We start from the raw sequence: 15,184 nt of genomic DNA on the forward strand, positions 1-15,184 counted from the left end.
GCCGCCCCCTCGGACCATCCGTCAGTCCTCCTCGGGCAGTTCTCCCACCCGGTTCTCCCACTTGGTCGACAGCACGATCGTCGTACGGGTCCGGGAGACGCCCTTCGTCCCGCTCAGCCGGCGGATCGTCCGCTCCAGGCCGTCCACGTCACTCGCCCGTACCTTGAGCATGTACGAGTCGTCCCCCGCGATGAACCAGCAGTCCTCGATCTCCTGGAGATCGCGCATCCTCCGGGCCACGTCCTCGTGGTCGGCGGCGTCCGAGAGCGAGATCCCGATCAGCGCGATGACCCCGAGGCCCAGCGAGGCCGAGTCGACCGTGGCGCGGTACCCGGTGATGACACCCGCCGCTTCGAGCCGGTTGATGCGGTCGGTGACACTGGGTCCCGACAGTCCGACGAGGCGCCCTAGCTCGGCGTACGAGGCCCGCCCGTTCTCCCTGAGGGCCTGGATGAGCTGCCTGTCCACGGCGTCCATATGCCTGAAGCCTTCCATTGTTCAACGAGCTCACAAGGTACGTATAGAATCTAAGGCATAGAAGGCTCGATTCCTACGAATCCGCCACACTTTCGGCGTTTTACCTTCACTCGGAGTCGGCGGTCGGCTCAGGTGCCGCCCTGCGCACCGCCGAGTTCACCCTCCCAGCGGCGGTACAGCCGATGCGGCACCCCCGCCGCGTCGAGCACCCGCCCCGCGACGAAGTCCACCAGGTCCTGGATGTGCCGCGCGCCCGCGTAGAACGCCGGGGACGCCGGCAGGACCACCGCGCCCGCCTCGTCCAGCGCCACCAGATGCCGGAGCGTCTGCCCGCCGAGCGGTGTCTCCCGTACGGCGACCACCAGCGGGCGCCGCTCCTTGAGCGTCACACTCGCGGCCCGCTGGAGCAGGTCCTTCGACAGGCCGAGCGCCACCCCGGCCACGGACGCCGTGGACGCGGGCACGATGAGCATGCCCTTGGCGGGGTACGACCCCGAGGACGGCCCCGCGGCCAGATCGCCGGCGGGCCAGTGGCGTACATCCGCCACGTACTCCGCCACGCTCTTCGCGAAGGTGTCTGGACCGCCGTCCGCGCCGCGCGCCAGCCAGTCGGCGAGATCGCTCTCCCAGTGCGCGTCCCGGAACGCGATCCCCGTCTCGTCCAGCAGCGTCAGCCGGGACGCCCTGCTGACGACCAGGTCCACACTCTCGCCCGCGTCCAGCAGCCCGCGCAGCACGGCAGCGGCGTACGGCGTCCCCGACGCGCCGGAGACCCCGACGATCCAGGGGCGCCGGAGCTCCGGTCGCGGGCTGCGGGAGTCTGGGTACGGTCCGGGCTTCACGGATCCGAGCCTATCCGGCACTCTGGTGACGGAACCGACGGCGGTGCCCCGTACGTTCCCCTGGGGCCGGGACGGGAACTGGGATGGGGGCCGGGATGACGTATCCGAGGACCGAGGGCACGACGCCGAGCCGCACCGACCGGGTGAAGGCCGCCGGCGGCGTGATGATCCTCTGGGTGGCGCTGCTCTGGGTGCTCGAAGTGGTGGACACCGCGTCGGGCGGCGCGCTGGACACGTACGGGCTGAGCCCGCGCAGCTTCGGCGAGCTGCGCGACGTCGTCCCGATGGCCTTCCTGCACCACGGCTTCGAACATCTCGCGTCCAACACCGTGCCGCTGCTGGTGCTGGGCTTCCTCGCGGCGCTCGGCGGGATACGCCGCTTCGCCGCCGTGGTCCTGACGATCATGGTGGTGGGTGGCCTCGGCGTGTGGCTGACCGCCGCCGACCACTCGAACACGGTCGGGGCGTCGGGCGTGGTCTTCGGCCTGCTCGGCTATCTGCTGGTGCGCGGGTTTGTGAACCGGAGCGCGGTGGACCTGGTGGTCGGCCTGGTGGTGCTGGCGGTCTACGGCTCGGTGCTGTGGGGCGTCCTGCCGACCGACCCGTCCATCAGCTGGCAGGGCCACCTGTTCGGGCTGACAGGCGGAGTCCTGGCGGCGTTCCTCTACCGGAGGAAGCAGCCTGTACGGGCACGGGCGGCGGTCCCGCTCATACCGTGAGGCCGCGCACCAACAGGTCGAGCAGGGCGAAGAAGAACAGGCTTATGCCCACAAAACCGTTGACCTGGAAAAACGCGCGGTTGAGGCGCGACAGGTCGTGCGGCTTCACGATCGTGTGCTCGTAGAGGAACGCGCCCGCGACGATCACGAGCCCGGTCCAGAAGAACCCGCCCGCGTCGGTGGCCAGCGCGTACCAGACCAGGAGCCCCATCGTCACGACGTGCGCGCCGCGCGCGCCGTACAGCGCCGCCGGGATGCCGAAGCGGGCCGGCACGGACAGCACGCCGTGCGCGCGGTCCGCCTGGACGTCCTGGCACGCGAAGATCAGGTCGAAGCCCCCGATCCAGATGCCGACGGCCAGCCCCAGGATCACCGCGTCCCACGACCACGCGCCGGTGATCGCGATCCACGCGCCGATCGGGCCCATCGCCTGGGCGATGCCGAGGATCGCGTGCGGGAAGTTCGTGAACCTCTTCCCGTACGGATAGAGCACCATCGGGACGACCGCGACGGGAGCGAGCGCCAGGCACAGCGGCCCCAGCAGCGCCGCCGCGCCCAGGAAGAAGAAGAGGGCGACGAGCGCCCCGGTCCAGGCGGACCGTACGGACACCGCGCCCGTGACCAGTTCACGGCCGGCGGTCCTGGGATTACGGGCGTCGATCTCGCGGTCGATGATCCGGTTGCACGCCATGGCGAACGTCCGCAGCCCGACCATGGCGACCGTCACCAGCAGCAGCCGCAGCCAGTGGATGTTGCCGTCGAGCTGGGTCATCGCCGTCAGCGCGGCGATGTACGCGAAGGGCAGGGCGAAGACCGAGTGTTCGATCATCACCAGCCGCAGAAACGCCCGTGTCCGGCTGTTGGGCTGCGCGGGCTCCGGCCCGAGGACTCCTTGGACAGCGCTCATGAGAGGCCGTACTCCCTCCACCGGCGGTCGACCTTCGCCGCCGTCTCCGGGTCGGACTCGACCATCTCCGGCCAGCCCCCGTCCCGTGTGTACCCCTCCTCGGGGAGCTTCCGCGTCGCGTCGATCCCGGCCTTGCCGCCCCAGAACTGCTGGTACGAGGAGTGGTCGAGGTGATCGACCGGTCCCTCCACGACGGTCAGGTCGCGCGCGTAGTCGGTGTTGCCGAGCGCCCGCCAGGACACCTCGTGGAGATTGTGGACGTCGCAGTCCGCGTCCACGACGACGATCAGTTTGGTCAGCGACATCATGTGCGCGCCCCAGATCGCGTGCATGACCTTCTGCGCGTGCTTCGGGTACTTCTTGTCGATCGAGACGATCGCGCAGTTGTGGAAGCCGCCGGACTCGGGCAGGTGGTAGTCCACGATGTCCGGCACGATGATCTTCAGCAGCGGCAGGAAGAACCGCTCGGTCGCCCGCCCCAGCGGCCCGTCCTCGGTAGGAGGCCGGCCGACCACGATCGACTGGAGCAGTGGGCGCTTGCGCGTCGTCACACAGTCGATGGTCAGCGCCGGGAAGGGCTCCTGCGGCGTGTAGAAGCCGGTGTGGTCGCCGAACGGGCCCTCCGGCAGGGTCTTCCCGGGCTCCAGCCACCCCTCGATGACCACCTCGGCCTGGGCCGGGACCTGGAGCGGCACGGTCTTGCAGTCGACCATCTCGATCCGCCGGCCCTGGACGAAGCCCGCGAACAGGTATTCGTCGATGTCGCCGGGCAGCGGCGCGGTGGAGGCGTACGTCACGGCGGGCGGACAACCGAACGCGACGGCCACCGGCAGCCGTTCGCCGCGCTTGGCGGCGACCTGGTAGTGGTTGCGGCTGTCCTTGTGGATCTGCCAGTGCATCCCGATGGTGCGGCGGTCGTGGCGCTGGAGGCGGTAGAGCCCCAGGTTGCGGACGCCGGTCTCGGGGTGCTTGGTGTGCGTCAGGCCGAGGTTGAAGAACGAGCCGCCGTCCTCCGGCCAGGTGAACAGCGCGGGCAGCTGGTCGAGGTCCACGTCGTCACCGGTGAGGACCACTTCCTGGACGGGCGCGTCCTTCACCTTCTTGGGCGGTACGTGGACCATCGTGCCGAGCTTGCCGAACGCTTCCCGTACGCCGACGAAGCCCTGCGGCAGCTCCGGCTTGAGCAGCCCGCCGATCTTGTCGCTGATCTCGGCGTAGGAGGTGAGGCCGAGCGCCTTGAGGAGGCGGCGGTCCGTGCCGTACACGTTCATGGCCAGGGGCATCGAGGAGCCCTTGACGTTCTCGAACAACAGGGCGGGGCCACCGGCCTTGTTCACGCGGTCGACGATCTCCCCGACCTCCAGGTACGGGTCGACCTCCGCCTTGACACGGGTGAGGTCGCCCTCGCGCTCCAGCGCCCTGAGCAGCGAGCGAAGATCGTCATAAGCCATGCCGCCCAGTGTGTCATCCCCGGCTCCGGGACCCGCCGGGGCTTCCCCGTTCTCGCTACTGTGGTCCTGTCACGGAGGCCGCGATCCGGTCTCGATCTTCATGCGCAGGGGGTCCGCCATGCTTAGGGTGCTGATGATTCTGGTGCCGCTGGGCCTCAGCGTCTACGCCTTCATCGACTGCCTCACGACCGACGAGAAGGACGTCCGCTACCTCCCCAAGCCGGTCTGGGCGATCCTGGTGCTCCTCTTCCCGCTGGTCGGCTCCATCTCCTGGCTGATCGCGGGCCGGGACCGCCGGGTGACGGGAGCGGCGGGGCGGCGCGGCGGCTGGGTCGCGCCGGACGACAACCCGGAATTCCTCAACTCCCTCAAGGACGAGGCGAAGCCGTCCGGGGGCCGTCCTGAGACGGGCGGGGACGCCGCGGACGACGCGGAGGCCGCCGCGCACCTGGAGCAGTGGGAGGCCGACCTGCGGCGGCGCGAGGAGGAGATCGAGCGCCGTGAGAAGGGCGGCGGCGCCACGGAGGACACGCCGCCGAAGGCCTGAGACCCGCGCCGGCCTGGGACGCGGGCGGGCCTGGGACACGAGCCGCTGCGGGATGCTTGCCGGCATGCTGATGAAGCCGGGACAGGCACAGGAATGGCTGGCGACGGCGGTCGCCGAGGCACGCGCGGGGCTCGCGGAGGGCGGCATCCCGATCGGCGCCGCGCTCTACGGCGCGGACGGGGCGCTGCTGGGCCGGGGGCACAACCGCCGCGTCCAGGACGGTGATCCGTCCCTGCACGCGGAGACGGCCGCTTTCCGCGCGGCGGGGCGGCAGCGCTCGTACCGGGGTACGACGATGGTGACCACGCTCTCGCCGTGCTGGTACTGCTCCGGGCTGGTCCGGCAGTTCGGGATCTCCCGGGTGGTGATCGGCGAGGCGCGGACCTTCCACGGCGGTCACGACTGGCTGGCGGAGCACGAGGTGGAGATCGTCCTGCTGGACGATCCGGAGTGCGTCGCGCTGATGCGGGCCTTCGTCACCGACCGTCCCGACCTCTGGAACGAGGACATCGGCCATGACTGATCCGAACGCTTCCCCTCCCCCCGCCGACGCCACCGCCGCCGTGCCGACCGTCGATCTGGGGCCGTGGCGCTCCGGTGACCCCGGCGCACGCGCCGCCCTCGCGGCGACCGTGGACGACGCCCTCCGGCGGGCCGGCTTCCTGCTGGTCACGGGCCACGGGGTGGATCCGGCGCTGCGGGCCCGGATCCGGGCGGCGGCGCGGGAGTTCTTCCTGCTGCCCGCCGCCGTGAAGGAGCCGTACGCGGCCCGGGTCGGCGGGCGCGGCTGGCTCCGCTCCGGGGCGGAGGCCAACGGCGGCGCGGAGGGCACACCGCCCCCGCCGGACCTCAAGGAGTCGTACTCCTTCGCCTCGTACGAGCCGACGGGCGACCCGGCCGTGGACGCGGAGTGGTTCCTGCCCAACCGGTGGCCGGACGAGGCCCCGGGGCTCCGGGAGCTGGTGGAGACGTATCTCACGCGGATGCGGGAGCTGTCCGACGAGTTGCTGGGGCTCCTCGCGGTCGCGCTCGGCCGGGACGAGGACTTCTTCACCGCGCACACCGCGCACCCGACCTGGGGCTTCAACGTCAACTGGTACCCGGGCACGGAGGTCGTCGGGGAGGCGGAGCCGGGGCAGTTCCGGATCGGTCCGCACACCGACTTCGGTACGGTCACCGTCCTCGACCGGGAGGCGGGCCGGGGCGGGCTCCAGGTCTTCACGGACGAGGAGGGGTGGCGGGACGCCCCGCACGATCCGGACGCCTTCACCGTCAACATCGGGGACCTGATGGCCCGCTGGACGGACGGCCGCTGGTGCTCGGGCCGCCACCGGGTCCTTCCGCCGCCGCCCGACGTGCCGTCGGAGGAGCTGATGTCGCTGGTCTACTTCTACGAGTGCGACCCGGGGACGGCCGTCGCCGGGGTGGACTCGCACACGTATCTGCGGGCGCGGCTGGACGCGATCGCGGTCGACTGACGCCCGTAAGGACCCTGCCGTACGGCCACAGCGCGACGCCCCGCAGGACCGGTGGTCCCTGCGGGGCGTCGTACGGTGAAACGGCTCAATCGACCCCGGCGTAGGAGTGCTTGCCGGTGACGAAGATGTTGACGCCGTAGTAGTTGAACAGCCAGCAGCCGAAGGCGATCAGCGCCAGGTAGGCGGCCTTGCGGCCCTTCCACCCGGCGGTGGCGCGGGCGTGCAGGTAGCAGGCGTACGCGACCCAGGTGATGAAGGACCAGGTCTCCTTGGGGTCCCAGTTCCAGTAGCGGCCCCAGGCCTCGCCCGCCCAGATCGCGCCCGCGATGATCGTGAACGTCCAGAGCGGGAAGACGGCCGCGTTGACGCGGTAGGCGAACTTGTCGAGGCTCCCGGAGGCGGGCAGCCGCTCCATGACGGAGGTGGCGAAGGCGCCGGGCTTGCCGCCCGCGGCGAGCTTCGACTCGTACCGCTCACGGAAGAGGTAGAGCAGCGTGGCGACCGCGCCGACGTAGAAGACCGCGCCGCAGAAGATCGCGGTCGAGACGTGGATCCACAGCCAGTACGAGTGGAGCGCGGGGACCAACTGGTCGCTGGCCGTGTAGAGCACGGTGACGGCGAGGCCGAGGTCCAGGAGGACCGTGGTGACCAGCGGCAGTCCGAGCCAGCGGATGTTCTTCCTGAGCACGAGCAGCGTGAGGTACACCGCGACCGCGACGGTCGAGAAGGTGATGTTGAACTCGTACATGTTGCCCCAGGGGGCGCGCTGTACGGAGAGGGCGCGGGCGACCACACCGGCCGCCTCGACCACGAAGGCGAGGACGGTGAGCGACACGGCGATACGGCCGTACAGGTCGCCCTGGACGTCGTCGCCGGCCGCGCCGGGGCCGTCGGGCAGGTCGCGGGAGCCGGAGGCCGAGCGGGTGACGATCCGGGGCCGGTCCAGCACGGCGGTGGTGCCGCCCCGCGCGGCCTTGACCTTGACGGCCGGGGCGGCGGAGGCGCCCGTGTCACCGGTCAGGGCCGAGGCGGTCCTGGCGACCTTGCTCCTGCTGCCGAACAGCCACTCGGCGATGTGCGCGAAGAAAGCCAGCATGTAGACGGCCATGGACGAATAGATCAGCACGTTGCTGGTGTGCGCCAGGCTCTCGTTGGTTGCTGCGGCGGCGAGACTCACTTCTCAACCCCTTCGACTTCGACGGACGCCCGGGCGGTCTTCTCGACCGTCTCTTCGGCGGGATCAGGCTCTTCTGCGTGGGTGGGCGCGCCTGCGTGGGTGGGCGCTTCCGCGTGGAGGGTGCCGGCCAGGTCGGCCAGTTCCTCCGGGAGTCTGGCGGACTCGCTGCGGCCGAGACCCGCCATCTCGACGACGGTGACGCCGTCGGCGCCCCGCACGGCCCGGACCCAGACCCGGCGCCGCTGGATGAAGAGGGAGCCGGCCAGTCCCGCGATCGCGGCGATCGCGCCGGTCAGCGCCCAGCCGTCACCGGGCTGGTGCGTGATCTGGAAGCTCGCCCACTCCTTGATGTCCTTCTCGAAGGTGATCGATCCGGCCCCGTCCGGGAGGTCGAGCTTCTCGCCCGGGAGCAGCGTCTTCTTGAGGATGTCCCCCTTGGCGTCCTTGAAGGGCGTCATCTTGGAGGTGTTCAGCTGGTACACGTTCTGCGCCAGCCCGGAGTCGACGCCGAGGCTGCCGTGGTACGCGCCCAGGTTGAGGACGGGCAGGTCGAGCGCGGGGAAGCGGGAGAACATCTGCCCGTTGCCCTTTCCCGCGAAGGTCGGCACGAAGAACGCCGCGAAACCGAGCTGGTCCCTCTTCCCGGCCTTGTCCTTGTAACCGTTGACGACCTTGATGGCGCCGGTGGAGGTGAAGTTGCCGTCGACGGGCAGCAGCGGCACCGCGCCGCTGAAGACCACCTTGTTCGCACGGTCCCTGACCGTGACGACCGGGGCGTATCCGTGGCCGATCAGGAAGACCTTGGAGCCGTCGATCTTCAGCGGCTCGTTGACCTTGACGACCGCCTTGTGCTCCTTGTCCCGCGGGCCGGCGGTGTAGCGGATCGCCGCCTCGAAGGTACGGGGGGTGCCGAGCTGTGGTCCGCTGCGCTCGTACGTCCCCGTGAACGTGTCCAGCGTGAAGCTGAACGGCGCGAGGTCGTCCGTGTTGAACAGCGAGCCGGACCGGAAGTCGTCGTACTGGGTGAGGGTGTTGGAGAAGCCGTCGCCCTCCACGACCAGCTTGCCGCCGTCGGACTTGAAGAGCTGACCGGTGGCGAACGAGATCAGGAGCACGATCAGCGCGATGTGGAAGATCAGGTTGCCGGTCTCGCGGAGGTAGCCCTTCTCCGCGGCGACCGCGTCGCCTTCCCCGTACACCCGGAAGCGGCGCCTCTTGAGGAGGGAGAGCGCGGCTTCCCGTACGGCTTCCGGTTCGGCCGCGGTGCGCCAGGTCGTGTACGCGGGCAGCCGGGTGAGGCGCTTGGGCGCGCGCGGCGGGCGGGCGCGCAGCTGGCCGACGAACTGCCAGGTGCGCGGGATGATGCAGCCGATGAGGGAGACGAACAGCAGGATGTAGATCGCGGAGAACCACACCGAGCTGTAGACGTGGAAGAGCTGGAGCTGGTCGTAGATCGGCGAGACGACCGTGTGCTTCGCCTTGAAGTCCTGGACCTTCAGCTCGTCCACATTGGTCTGCGGGATCAGCGAGCCGGGGATGGCGCCGAGGGAGAGCAGGAAGAGCAGGATCAGCGCGACGCGCATGGAGGTGAGCTGGCGCCAGAACCAGCGCGCCCAGCCGATGACGCTCAGGGTGGGGCCGGTGAGGAGGGACTCCTCACGGGGGGCCGTGGAGAGCTGGGAGCCGGCGGCGCCGAGTTCCCGTACGTCCCGGGCGTCGCGTGACTCGGCGGAACGCTCCGATCCTTTCGTGCTCTCTGATTCTGTCGTGCTGCCGGTCTCTGACTCTGTCGTGCTGTCCGACTCTGTCGTGCTCATGGACTAGATCCCCACCGTGAAGCCGTTGGACCAACCCTGCATCTCCTGCACGATGCCGTCCCACGCGCCGGTCACCAGCAGCAGCCCGGTCGCGATCATCATGCCGCCGCCGATCCGCATCACCCAGGTGTAGTGCTTCTTGATCCACCCGAACGCGCCCAGCGCCTTGCGGAAGGCCACGGCGGCGAGGACGAACGGCAGACCGAGGCCGAGGCAGTACGCGACGGTCAGTATGGCTCCCCGGCCCGCGGTCCCCTGGTCGAACGCGAGGAACTGGACGGAGCCGAGGACCGGGCCCATGCACGGCGTCCAGCCGATTCCGAAGAGCGCGCCCAGCAGCGGGGCACCGGCGAGGCCGGCCACCGGCCGCCGGTGGAAGCGGAACTCACGCTGGGTGAGCCAGGGCATCAGCCCCAGGAAGAACACGCCCATCAGGATCATCAGCACGCCGAGGATCTTGGAGAGCACGCCGCGCTCGGCCTGGAGTTCCGAGCCGAAGTAGCCGAAGAAGGCGCCGCCGGAGACGAAGACCGCGCTGAACCCCACGACGAAGAGCGACGCCCCGGCGACCATCCGGCCGCGTCTGGCCTCCGCCAGGTCGGTGCCGCTGATGCCGGTCACGTACGACAGGTAGCCGGGCACCAGGGGCAGCACGCACGGGGAGAAGAAGGAGACCAGACCGCCCAGCGCCGCCAGGGGGAACGCGAGCAGCAGCGCACCTGTGAGGATGGTGTCGTTCGAGTCCGTCACCGCGGCGAGAAACTGCACGGGATCACTTCTCCGCAATCAGCGGGTCGATCAGCTTGCGCAACTGCTCCTCGTCCACGGCCTTGAGCGAGCGGGCCGCGATCTTCCCGTTCCGGTCGAGCACGATCGTGGAGGGGATGGCCTGGGGGTTGAGGCTGCCCTTGGGGAACCCGTACACGAGGAGCTTGCCCGCCGGGTCGTACAGGCTCGGGTAGGTGATGCCGAAGTCCTGCTCGAACTTGATGGCGGGCTGCTTCTCCAGGTCGCGGGTGTTTATCCCGACGAACGCCACGCCCTGGCTCGCGGTCTCCTTGGAGACCTTGGCGAAGTGCGGCGCCTCGGCGAGGCACGGTCCGCACCACGAGCCCCAGACGTTGAGGACGACGACCTTGCCCTTGTAGTCCGCGACGTCGAGCTTCTTGCCCTCCAGGGTCTCGCCCGACAGGTCGTTGACGGATCGGCGGTCGGCCTTGGCGACGGTGGAGATCCCGCCGGTGTTCGACACAAAACCGGTCTTTCCGCCGCCGCCGGACGTCCCGCCGCCCCCGCACGCGGAGAGCGTCAACGCGCCCGCGGCGACGGCGACCGGCAGAACAGCGCGGAGTCGACGGCTCGGGCTGCTTCGAGGAGCGCGGCCAAAGTTCATGTGAAAAGTTTCGCATGGGCGTTTCGGGGGATCTTGCGCACCCCCCTCGGTGACCGCACTGCCCGTAAGGCCCGTTGTCAAGCCGCCTTAAAGAACGCGTTCCACCCGCCGTCCGGGGCCTGGCCGACGTCCAGCGAGCGGAGCTTGGCGAGTACGGCGGGGTCCTGGGCGTCGATCCAGTCGGTGAACTGGCGGAACGAGACGAGCCGTACGTCCTTCTTGCCGGCCATCTCCTTGAGCGCCTCTTCGACGGCGTCCATGTAGATTCCGCCGTTCCACTGTTCGAAGTGGTTGCCTATGAAGAACGGCGCGCGATTCGATTTGTACGCGCGCTTGAACCCGTTGAGGTACGCGCCCTTGGCCTGCTCGCGCCAGCGCGGGTAGTTCCCCGGCATGCCCTTGGTCGAATTCACCGACTGGTTGGCGAGCATGTTGTAGTCCATGGACAGGACTTCGAAACTGTGTCCGGGGAACGGGACGCCCTGGAGCGGGAAATCCCACACCCCGCCCTTTTTATCCGGCCATTTCTGGGTGCCGCCCGGCGAGCTGGCGTCGTACCGCCAGCCCAGTTTGCGCGCGGTCGGCAGCAACCGCTCCTGGCCGAGGAGACAGGGCGTACGGCCGCCGGTCAATTCCTTGCGGTAGTCGAACGGCAGCGGATCGAGATCGGTCCAGCCGCTGTTCGTACGCCACTCCGTGACGAACGACACGGCCTGTTCGACCTCGCTGTGCCACTGGGCGGGGGTCCAGTTGTCCACCGTGCCGTGGCCGGCGCAGAAATGCCCGTTGAAATGGGTGCCTATCTCATGTCCTTCGAGCCAGGCGCGGCGGACGTTCTTGAGCGTTTCCTTGATGTGGTCGTCGGTGAGATAGCCGATGTCGGAGGCACCGACGGCGTTGTTGGGCGGGCGGTAGAGCGCCTTCTTCGACTCGGGCAGCAGATAGACGCCGGAGAGGAAGAAGGTCATAGCCGCGCCGTGGTCCTTGGCGAGGTCGAGGAAGCGGGGGAAGAGGCCGTTGCCGACCTCGCCCGCCCCGTCCCAGGAGAAGACCACGAACTGCGGCGGGGTCTGGCCGGGCTCCAGCGGGACCGGGGCGGGGGGCTGGTGCGGCTGTTTTCCCGTGTCGGAAGTGGAACCGTCACCTATGAGCCGGGCCTCCTTAGAGAGAGGCTTGGCGGAGGCCTTCCCGCCCGGGCCCCCGCCTTTCCCGTCCCCTTTGCCGGTACCCGCCCGATGCGCACCGTTCCGGCCGTCGGAAGAGGTCCCGCAGCCGGCGATCCCGATCGCCGCCGCGGCTCCGATTCCCGCTCCCAGCAGTCCCCTTCGGCTGATGTCGCGCATACCGTCCCCATCCGCGCTCGCACGTCCCGTGAGCCGCTCAGGCAGGTTTTACAAGCGGCAACACATGAGATGTCGTACCGAACGCGGAGGTTCCAGGACTTGTCATCTTTTAACAAAAGCAGACACAGAGACGGCGGACACAGGAACGGCGGACAAAGAAACGACAGACGCGGAGACGCCTACGCCCCGAAGGCTTTGGTCCCGCCCTTGACCGGCTTGGCACCGGCCAGGAGATGGGCCGGTACGAGATCACGCGCCGGCTCGGAGTAGCCGATCGAGACGATCTTGTCGCCCTGGAAGGTGAAGCTCGTCAGCGAGGCGAGGGTGCACTGCCTGCGGCGCGGGTCGTGCCACAGCCTGCGGTGCTCGACGAAGCTCCGGACGATCCAGATCGGCAGCTGGTGGCTGACGCAGACCGCCTCGTGGCCCCGGGCCGCGTCGCGCGCCGCCGTGAGGGCGCCCATCATCCGTACGACCTGGTCGACGTACGGCTCGCCCCAGGACGGCCGGAAGGGGTTGGTGAGGTGCTTCCAGTTGGCGGGCTTGCGCAGGGCGCCGTCGCCGACCCCGAACGTCTTGCCCTCGAAGACGTTCCGCGCCTCGATCAGCCGGTCGTCGGTGTCGAGGGTCAGCCCGTGGCTCTTGGCGAGGGGCGCCGCGGTCTCCTGGGCACGCTCCAGCGGGGACGCCACGACGTGAGTGATGTCACGGGCGGCGAGGTGCTCGGCCACGCGGTCGGCCATCTGCCGGCCCAGCTCGGAGAGGTGGAACCCGTCGCGGCGGCCGTACAGCACGCCGTCGGGGTTGTGGACCTCGCCGTGCCGCATGAGGTGGACGACGGTCGTTTCGCTGGGGTCACTCATGCGGTGCTCTCCGTTGCTTCTACGGCTTGGGCGGCGGCGCGGGCGGCGGCCGGCAGGGCGGCGGCGACACGCTCGACGGCGCGGTCGTCGTGGGCGGTGGACACGAACCAGGACTCGAAGGACGACGGCGGCAGGTAGACGCCGTCGGCGAGCAGCGAGTGGAAGAAGGGGGTGAAGCGGAAGGACTCCTGGCGCCTGGCGCCGTCGTAGTCGTGGACCTCGTCGGCGGTGAAGAAGACGGAGAACATGTTGCTCGCGCTCTGCACCCGGTGGGCGACGCCTTCCTTGCTGAGCGCCTCGCCGACGAGACCCTGGATCTCGGCGGAGACCCGGTCGACGGTGTCGTACGCCGCGTCGTCCAGCAGCCGCAGCTGCGCGAGCCCGGCGGCGGTGGCGACGGGGTTCCCGGAGAGCGTGCCCGCCTGGTAGACGGGGCCCACGGGGGCGAGGTGGCCCATGATGTCGGCGCGGCCGCCGAACGCGGCGGCCGGGAAACCGCCGCCCATGACCTTGCCGAAGGTCATCAGGTCGGGCGCGACGCCGTCGATGCCGTACCAGCCGGCCTTGGAGGTACGGAAGCCGGTCATCACCTCGTCGGAGATGTAGAGGGCGCCGTCGGCGGCGCAGATCTCCTTGAGCCCGGCGTTGAAGCCGGGGCGCGGCGGGACGACGCCCATGTTGCCGGGCGAGGCCTCGGTGATCACGCAGGCGATCTGCCCGGGGTGCGCGGCGAAGGCCTGACGCACGGCGTCGAGATCGTTGTACGGCAGGACGATCGTGTCGCCGGCCTGCGCACCGGTGACGCCGGGGGTGTCGGGCAGCCCGAGGGTGGCCACACCGGACCCGGCGGCGGCCAGCAGGGCGTCCACATGCCCGTGATAGCAGCCGGCGAACTTGACGATCTTCGCGCGCCCGGTGAAACCACGGGCGAGGCGGATCGCGGACATGGTCGCCTCGGTCCCCGACGACACGAGCCGGACCTGCTCGACGGGCGCCACACGCGCCACGATCTCCTCGGCGAGCGCGACCTCGCCCTCCCCCGGCGTACCGAAGGAGGTGCCACGGGCGACCGCGGCCTGGACCGCTTCGATGACCTCTGGGCGTGAATGACCGAGAATCATCGGCCCCCAAGAACATACGAGGTCGACATAATCACGGCCGTCCGCATCGATCAGGTATGGACCGTTACCGGACACCATGAACCGGGGCGTACCGCCCACGGCGCGGAAGGCCCGGACGGGGGAGTTCACGCCGCCGGGCGTCACGAGGGCCGCACGGTCGAAAAGCGTCTGCGAAACTGGGGCGTCATAGGGGAAGCTCACGCAATCCATGGTGTCAGAGGCTCGGACGTTCTTGCGGTCAGGTGTTTCACCGCACGCGCGTGGGGGAGGTCACTGTCACGATGATCGGGTTGCGCGGCCGGGGCTGCGAGTGGTCGGGTGGAGATATGCATCGCGGTGGCGGACTGGGCGAGGGAACCGATGATCTCGGTCCGGAGCCTGCCCGGCGTGGTAAGCACCGGCGGCGCGAGCGCGAGGCGCGCGAGCAGATTCCGGAAAGCAGGAGTGGTGGCCGGGTGGGGGTGACCTACAAATATTTCGGCGCACCCGACGGGGCGACGGCTGCCCGTGTCCCGATTTCCATGCGTCCGGAGGAATTGGGCGGCGATGAACTCGGTATGGGCGGGATGTTCTCGAAGGTCAAGCCGGAGACGATAGCCGCGATGGTCCTGACGGGCATACAGGGCATGCCCCTGAACAAGGTGCCCCCACTCGAACTGGTCGTCCTGCACCCGGACTACGCGGTGGTGAAACTCCCCATGACGGTCGTGGACCCGCTCCGCGACATCGGCGAGGAATCCGTGGGCGCGGCGGCTTTCATCTGGTCCACGGTCCCGGACCGGGGCGGCCCGAGGGACGCGTTCAACGTCTACCAACTCCTGCACGAATGGCAGGACTTCAGCCACAGACTCCACGAGGCGGGCCACCAGCCGTATTGCCTGGTGTGGCCCTGACCTGACCTCATCACTCCTCGTCCCGCCGCCGGAGGCCGTGTTCGGCGACGCGGCGTTCGTACTCTGCCTCTTGGGCGGCGTCCCTGAAACTCAGCTCGTGCCAGCGGGACCGGTCGTAACCGTCGCTCTCACTCCAGGGGCCGACGATCGCGCACA

Annotated in this window: 16 protein-coding genes; 5 read left to right on the forward strand and 11 right to left on the reverse strand. The window is 69.5% G+C overall.

Annotated elements, in window-relative coordinates; genetic code table 11:
* Nucleotides 1–21 precede the first annotated feature (21 nt).
* Together OG349_RS14985 and OG349_RS14990 are read right to left on the reverse strand one after the other, a co-directional pair.
* Complete coding sequence (locus OG349_RS14985) at nucleotides 22–477, reverse strand: Lrp/AsnC family transcriptional regulator (RefSeq protein WP_161310788.1); 456 nt, start codon at nucleotides 475–477, stop codon at nucleotides 22–24.
* 128 nt (nucleotides 478–605) lie between these two features.
* Entirely contained in the window at nucleotides 606–1,319 is a 714-nt protein-coding gene (locus tag OG349_RS14990; protein ID WP_327235075.1) for a UbiX family flavin prenyltransferase, read from the reverse strand.
* Between the two features lie 83 nt (nucleotides 1,320–1,402).
* Between OG349_RS14990 and OG349_RS14995 the strand changes: the two genes are divergently transcribed.
* Nucleotides 1,403–2,038, forward strand: a complete 636-nt coding sequence (locus OG349_RS14995) for a rhomboid family intramembrane serine protease (RefSeq protein WP_327235076.1) — start codon at nucleotides 1,403–1,405, stop codon at nucleotides 2,036–2,038.
* Here OG349_RS14995 and mqnP read toward each other — a convergent pair.
* Both mqnP and OG349_RS15005 read right to left on the reverse strand, forming a co-directional pair.
* The gene (mqnP, locus tag OG349_RS15000) at nucleotides 2,028–2,945 is read right to left on the reverse strand and encodes a menaquinone biosynthesis prenyltransferase MqnP (protein ID WP_327235077.1); all 918 of its coding nucleotides are present in this window, start codon (nucleotides 2,943–2,945) and stop codon (nucleotides 2,028–2,030) included. The two genes, OG349_RS14995 and mqnP, sit on opposite strands and share 11 nt — an antisense overlap.
* A complete protein-coding gene (locus OG349_RS15005) occupies nucleotides 2,942–4,396 on the reverse strand; it encodes a menaquinone biosynthesis decarboxylase (RefSeq protein WP_327235078.1) in 1,455 nt (484 codons plus the stop codon). Before OG349_RS15005 ends, mqnP begins: the two co-directional genes overlap by 4 nt.
* 118 nt (nucleotides 4,397–4,514) lie before the next feature.
* On the opposite strand from OG349_RS15005, the gene OG349_RS15010 reads away from it, so the two are divergent.
* The 3 genes from OG349_RS15010 to OG349_RS15020 all read left to right on the forward strand — a co-directional run bounded on the left by OG349_RS15010 (nucleotide 4,515) and on the right by OG349_RS15020 (nucleotide 6,421).
* On the forward strand, nucleotides 4,515–4,943 hold the full coding sequence (locus OG349_RS15010) for a PLD nuclease N-terminal domain-containing protein (protein ID WP_327235079.1): 429 nt from the start codon (nucleotides 4,515–4,517) through the stop codon (nucleotides 4,941–4,943).
* Nucleotides 4,944–5,007: 64 nt separating this feature from the next.
* Nucleotides 5,008–5,466, forward strand: a complete 459-nt coding sequence (locus tag OG349_RS15015; RefSeq protein WP_442806254.1) for a nucleoside deaminase — start codon at nucleotides 5,008–5,010, stop codon at nucleotides 5,464–5,466.
* On the forward strand, nucleotides 5,459–6,421 hold the full coding sequence (locus OG349_RS15020) for an isopenicillin N synthase family dioxygenase (RefSeq protein WP_327235080.1): 963 nt from the start codon (nucleotides 5,459–5,461) through the stop codon (nucleotides 6,419–6,421). The genes OG349_RS15015 and OG349_RS15020 overlap by 8 nt, the downstream gene beginning before the upstream one ends.
* An 85-nt stretch (nucleotides 6,422–6,506) precedes the next feature.
* On the opposite strand, the gene ccsB is transcribed toward OG349_RS15020, so the two are convergent.
* The 7 genes from ccsB to hemL all read right to left on the reverse strand — a co-directional run bounded on the left by ccsB (nucleotide 6,507) and on the right by hemL (nucleotide 14,345).
* Complete coding sequence (gene ccsB, locus OG349_RS15025) at nucleotides 6,507–7,598, reverse strand: c-type cytochrome biogenesis protein CcsB (RefSeq protein ID WP_327235081.1); 1,092 nt, start codon at nucleotides 7,596–7,598, stop codon at nucleotides 6,507–6,509.
* The gene (gene resB, locus OG349_RS15030) at nucleotides 7,595–9,415 is read right to left on the reverse strand and encodes a cytochrome c biogenesis protein ResB (RefSeq protein WP_327235082.1); all 1,821 of its coding nucleotides are present in this window, start codon (nucleotides 9,413–9,415) and stop codon (nucleotides 7,595–7,597) included. Before resB ends, ccsB begins: the two co-directional genes overlap by 4 nt.
* A gap of 3 nt (nucleotides 9,416–9,418) precedes the next feature.
* Nucleotides 9,419–10,183 (reverse strand): cytochrome c biogenesis CcdA family protein, encoded by a 765-nt coding sequence (locus OG349_RS15035; protein WP_327235083.1) that lies wholly within the window; start codon nucleotides 10,181–10,183, stop codon nucleotides 9,419–9,421.
* Nucleotides 10,184–10,187: 4 nt separating this feature from the next.
* On the reverse strand, nucleotides 10,188–10,808 hold the full coding sequence (locus tag OG349_RS15040; RefSeq protein WP_327235084.1) for a TlpA family protein disulfide reductase: 621 nt from the start codon (nucleotides 10,806–10,808) through the stop codon (nucleotides 10,188–10,190).
* Nucleotides 10,809–10,885: 77 nt separating this feature from the next.
* Nucleotides 10,886–12,151, reverse strand: coding sequence for a hypothetical protein (locus OG349_RS15045; protein ID WP_327235085.1), 1,266 nt, complete (start codon nucleotides 12,149–12,151; stop codon nucleotides 10,886–10,888).
* 179 nt (nucleotides 12,152–12,330) lie between these two features.
* Nucleotides 12,331–13,014 (reverse strand): histidine phosphatase family protein, encoded by a 684-nt coding sequence (locus OG349_RS15050; protein ID WP_327235086.1) that lies wholly within the window; start codon nucleotides 13,012–13,014, stop codon nucleotides 12,331–12,333.
* Complete coding sequence (gene hemL / locus OG349_RS15055) at nucleotides 13,011–14,345, reverse strand: glutamate-1-semialdehyde 2,1-aminomutase (protein ID WP_327235087.1); 1,335 nt, start codon at nucleotides 14,343–14,345, stop codon at nucleotides 13,011–13,013. The genes OG349_RS15050 and hemL overlap by 4 nt, the downstream gene beginning before the upstream one ends.
* Nucleotides 14,346–14,461: 116 nt before the next feature.
* On the opposite strand from hemL, the gene OG349_RS15060 reads away from it, so the two are divergent.
* A complete protein-coding gene (locus OG349_RS15060; protein WP_161308980.1) occupies nucleotides 14,462–15,028 on the forward strand; it encodes a hypothetical protein in 567 nt (188 codons plus the stop codon).
* Nucleotides 15,029–15,184: the final 156 nt, after the last annotated feature.

It is taken from the genome of Streptomyces sp. NBC_01317 (genome assembly GCF_035961655.1).
GTDB lineage: Bacteria > Actinomycetota > Actinomycetes > Streptomycetales > Streptomycetaceae > Streptomyces.

What these genes read in the sequence shown, in the direction of transcription:
- OG349_RS15050 (WP_327235086.1), bottom strand. Translation starts at nt 13,014, where the DNA reads ATGAGTGACCCCAGCGAAACGACCGTCGTCCACCTCATGCGGCACGGC.
- OG349_RS15005 (WP_327235078.1), bottom strand. Translation starts at nt 4,396, where the DNA reads ATGGCTTATGACGATCTTCGCTCGCTGCTCAGGGCGCTGGAGCGCGAG.
- OG349_RS14985 (WP_161310788.1), bottom strand. Translation starts at nt 477, where the DNA reads ATGGACGCCGTGGACAGGCAGCTCATCCAGGCCCTCAGGGAGAACGGG.
- hemL (WP_327235087.1), bottom strand. Translation starts at nt 14,345, where the DNA reads ATGGATTGCGTGAGCTTCCCCTATGACGCCCCAGTTTCGCAGACGCTT.
- OG349_RS15020 (WP_327235080.1), top strand. Translation starts at nt 5,459, where the DNA reads ATGACTGATCCGAACGCTTCCCCTCCCCCCGCCGACGCCACCGCCGCC.
- mqnP (WP_327235077.1), bottom strand. Translation starts at nt 2,945, where the DNA reads ATGAGCGCTGTCCAAGGAGTCCTCGGGCCGGAGCCCGCGCAGCCCAAC.
- OG349_RS15015 (WP_442806254.1), top strand. Translation starts at nt 5,008, where the DNA reads ATGCTGATGAAGCCGGGACAGGCACAGGAATGGCTGGCGACGGCGGTC.
- resB (WP_327235082.1), bottom strand. Translation starts at nt 9,415, where the DNA reads ATGAGCACGACAGAGTCGGACAGCACGACAGAGTCAGAGACCGGCAGC.
- OG349_RS15010 (WP_327235079.1), top strand. Translation starts at nt 4,515, where the DNA reads ATGCTTAGGGTGCTGATGATTCTGGTGCCGCTGGGCCTCAGCGTCTAC.
- OG349_RS15040 (WP_327235084.1), bottom strand. Translation starts at nt 10,808, where the DNA reads ATGAACTTTGGCCGCGCTCCTCGAAGCAGCCCGAGCCGTCGACTCCGC.
- OG349_RS15045 (WP_327235085.1), bottom strand. Translation starts at nt 12,151, where the DNA reads ATGCGCGACATCAGCCGAAGGGGACTGCTGGGAGCGGGAATCGGAGCC.
- OG349_RS14995 (WP_327235076.1), top strand. Translation starts at nt 1,403, where the DNA reads ATGGGGGCCGGGATGACGTATCCGAGGACCGAGGGCACGACGCCGAGC.
- OG349_RS15060 (WP_161308980.1), top strand. Translation starts at nt 14,462, where the DNA reads ATGCATCGCGGTGGCGGACTGGGCGAGGGAACCGATGATCTCGGTCCG.